The following is a 4,198-nucleotide window of genomic DNA, read 5'->3' as shown; positions in this document are numbered from 1 at the left end:
TGAGGTGTGATTTTTTAACATTTTACCTGTTTCTAAACTAAGTATAAATACTTACTTCCTTAATGGGATGCTCCCTTTAAAAGTATCGAGAATCGGCAAATGTAGAAGACAATGGTTTAAATTGATTCTGGCGCTCATCTTCAGGTGCGATCGCACGAAGGAGGAGTTTATGGACATTCAAAACCTATCGTTCAGACGGAACCTCAAATTTCTGGGTGGTTCGGTTGTTGGGTTGGCGGGACTGCTGGCAGTCTGGATTGTGGGTGGCAACTATATCGCCTCTGTGCATGAAAAAGAAATCGAGCAGGATTTAGCAGCATATGCCCAACGGTTTCCCAAAACTGAGCCGAATGATGCGGCATTGAAGCTGGGGGCGTCCCTCGCTAAAGTGGGGTTCGGTGGAGGGGCAGGTTTCTCTTCTGCCGATCGCTCCATCGGGTCTAGGGCTGATTTTAAATCTTCAAAGGACGATCAAAAGGCATTTGAAGAAATCAGACAAGAATTAAAGCAGTACCTAGACGCTGAGATTGCCAAACCAAACGATACCGTAAATCCACCTTCAGAGAAATTACAGCGCTATCTCGCCTCCAAGCAAACGGCTTTAACAGAACTTCGCCAGCAGGTTTTAAATAATGAAGTGCCGCACTGGGGAACAGATATTAGCTGGATTCTGGAAGGAGATATGACGGTTCGCGGACCCGATTATTTATGGCAGGCTAATATCCAAAAAGTTTTAGCCCTAGACATTCTAGAAAAATACCGTAAAGGACAGACGGAAGCAGCAGCAGAAATGCTGGAAGTATCCTGGAAAATCAACCAGTCTTCAACAGAAAGCCCCCTCTTCATGCCTCAACTTGTGGGTTTGATTGTGACTAAATATCCAGCAGGGGTGATGCGGAAAGTCGATCGGCTTCCAGCCCAGTGGCAGCAGCGCTTGCAGGAACGCGATTACCGCGAATCGATATTGACATCCTTGCAGGCAGACTATTTGTTTCAGTTCAAATTTTTGCAAGACTTCCTTTGGAAACACTCGTGGTCTTCGCTACTAGACTGGTACTCTTCCAGTCGAGAAGCAATAGGCGTTTCTACTAGTGGTCATGGAATACTTTCACTACTTCAGACGGAAACAAGCTATCTCTATTCCCCAACTTTAGAAGAAAAAATCTTAGACTGGACTTTATCTCATGTCCTGGTGTGGTTCAAGCCGGTGATCAAACCTTATATTCGCTTTTGTGCGATCGATACTTATCACGCCTATAAACGATCGCTTGCAGCATCTCGCCAGCAGAATGTTTGCGCTTCTGATTCAGCCCCGGCAAAGGACTTCGCGTGGTGGAATTATATAAGTAGGACATCAGGTAGGACATCTACAAATTTCCCCAGCCAAACCAGTAAAGCAGCCAAATCTATGCTGGATTTGGAACTGACTCAGAAAATTTTGCAAGTCAAAGCACTAGCAGCCAAAACGGGAAAATGGCCGGCATCGGTTCCCGATATGAAGTCGTCTATTTGTCCGGGAGCAAAATGGCTGTATCGCGTTGCTCCCGATGGTACGATGTCGATCTCGTTTAGCGAGAAACCCAAATGGTTGGAGGAGAGATTAAAAAGCCGCAAAGGGCTACCATTTACCTATAACGACAAGACACCGCCAGAGCTCAAAAACCGAGCCTCTACCCGACCAAAGCGATAATGGCACATCCCCAATGACAGTTTGCGATCGTTAGTGCTGACTACCATTGGCTAAGGAGCGAGAAAAAAGTGTCTCAGAACCCCAGATTTCCACGTACATCGGCGTTACTTAACCAGGGTATGAAAAAAATAAGTTGAAAATCCTCAAGCTTTGTCGATACTGGTTTCTATGACGGGTCTATTTAGCTTTTCATACCGTAAATCAGCAACGTCAATATCTTTAGTAACTAGGGTGTAATTTAGGCAGCGGTGCCAATGTTTAAGGTACAATCCGTATTTCCTGATTTACAGCCTCAAACATCTCTAAAAAGCTTTAGGCAGGGAAAATGTCCTATCCTGCTCTAGCCTTCGGGTGTGGCGTGTTAGGTATTTAGGGCTTGCTGGATAAGTGCAGAAATGTTACACGGCCTGGTTATGTGATCGTGCGCCCAAAAAAAGTGGGCAAGATAAACAGGTAAGGCGTTGCTGATTCTGGCGTACGAATAAACTTTTCACTTGATGTTGCAAAACTCACTCTACTTGGCTTATAGCCATTCCGAAAACTTTGAATTCATACTTGTATTCAGCAACGCCTCATTTTCAGGTGTACTCGCACGAAGGAGGAGTTTATGGACATTCAAAACCTATCGTTCAGACGGAACCTCAAATTTCTGGGTGGTTCGGTTGTTGGGTTGGCGGGACTGCTGGCAGTCTGGATTGTGGGTGGCAACTATATCGCCTCTGTGCATGAAAAAGAAATCGAGCAGGATTTAGCAGCATATGCCCAACGGTTTCCCAAAACTGAGCCGAATGATGCGGCATTGAAGCTGGGGGCGTCCCTCGCTAAAGTGGGGTTCGGTGGAGGGGCAGGTTTCTCTTCTGCCGATCGCTCCATCGGGTCTAGGGCTGATTTTAGGCCTTCAGAGGAAGATCGAAAGGCATTTGAAGAAATCCAACAAGAATTAACTCAGTACCTAGACGCTGAGATTGCCAAACCAAACGATACCGTAAATCCACCTCCAGAGAAATTACAGCGCTATCTCGCCTCCAAGCAAACGGCTTTAGCAAAACTTCGCCAGCAGGTTTTAATAAATAATGAAGTGCCGCACTGGGGAACAGATATTAGCTGGATTCTGGAAGGAGATCTGACGGTTCGCCTACCCGCTTATTTATCGCAGGCTAATATCCAAAAAGTTTTAGCCCTAGACATTCTAGAAAAATACCGTAAAGGACAGACGGAAGCAGCAGCAGAAATGCTGGAAGTATCCTGGAAAATTAATCAGCCTTTAACAGAAAGCCCCCTCCTACTCCCTCAACTTGTGGCTTTGATTGTGACTAAATATCAAGTAGGGGTGATGCGGAAAGCCGATAGCCTTCCAGCCCAGTGGCAGCAGCGCTTGCAGGAACGCGATTACCGCGAATCGATATTGACATCCTTGCAGGGAGAATATTTGTTTCAGTTCAAATCTTTGCAAGACTTCCTTTGGAAATACTCGTGGTCTTCGCTACTAGAACGATCGGGCGCTTCTAGTTTTTTGGGAATATTTACGATAACGAACGATCCCCCAACTTCACAAGAAAAAATCTTAGACTGGACTTTATCTCATGTCGTGGTGTGGTTCAAGCCGGTGATCAAACCTTATGTTCGCTTTTCTGCGATCGATAGTTATCACGCCTATAAACGATCGCTTGCAGCATCTCGCCAGCAGAATGTTTGCGCTTCTGATTCAGCCCCGGCAGAGGACTTAGCGTGGTGGAATTATATAGGTAGGACATCTACAAGTTTTCCCAGCCAAACCAGTAAAGCAGCCAAGTATATGTTGGATTTGGAACTGACTCAGAAAATTCTGCAAGTCAAAGCACTAGCAGCCAAAACGGGAAAATGGCCGCCATCGGTTCCCGATATGAAGTCGTCTATTTGTCCGGGGGCAAAATGGCTGTATCGCGTTGCTCCCGATGGTACGATGTCGATCTCGTTTAGCGAGAAACCCAAATGGTTGGAGCAGAGATTAAAGTACAAAGGGCTACCATTTACCTATAGCGACAAGACACCGCCACAGCTCAAAAACCGAGCTTCTACCCGACCAAAGCGATGATGGCACATCCCCAACGACAGTTTGCGACCTTCCTCACCGTTGCCGTTCTCAGCAGCACGTTCGCGCTGGGGCGTTGCTTAATCAGGGTATGAAAAAATAAGTTGAAAATCCCTAAGCTTTGTCGATACTGGTTTCTATGACGGGTCTATTTAGCCTTTCATACCCTGATTAAGCAACGCCGACGCTCTTTCTCCCCCCTTTTTAAGGGCTACCGTGTACACACATCTCTGTGTAGAACCAAAATCCTCGGAGATCCCCCTAAATCCCCCTTAAAAAGGGGTACTTTGACTCCGGTTCCCCCCTTTTTAAGGGATCTCATGACTTGTGTGTACACCGTAGCTTTTTAAGGGGGGCTGGGCAGGGTGGATTAATTGTCGAGAGGTTAAATCAAGGCTATGAAGGCTATTGACAGACATTATGCGAGGCATTTAACA

2 protein-coding genes are annotated in these 4,198 nt (G+C 46.1%); both read left to right on the top strand.

Going from position 1 to position 4,198, the window contains the following annotated elements; all coding sequences use genetic code 11:
- The first annotated feature begins 169 nt into the window (after positions 1-169).
- Positions 170-1,690 (top strand): hypothetical protein, encoded by a 1,521-nt coding sequence (locus QUA58_RS30880; protein ID WP_333397944.1) that lies wholly within the window; start codon positions 170-172, stop codon positions 1,688-1,690.
- Positions 1,691-2,297: 607 nt separating this feature from the next.
- On the top strand, positions 2,298-3,764 hold the full coding sequence (locus QUA58_RS30875) for a hypothetical protein (protein ID WP_333397942.1): 1,467 nt from the start codon (positions 2,298-2,300) through the stop codon (positions 3,762-3,764).
- The last annotated feature ends 434 nt before the right edge of the window (positions 3,765-4,198 follow it).

The sequence above is a fragment of the Microcoleus sp. N9_A1 genome (assembly GCF_036701795.1).
Lineage (GTDB): Bacteria > Cyanobacteriota > Cyanobacteriia > Cyanobacteriales > Microcoleaceae > Microcoleus.
This window is presented reverse-complemented; position numbering and strand designations above follow the sequence as displayed.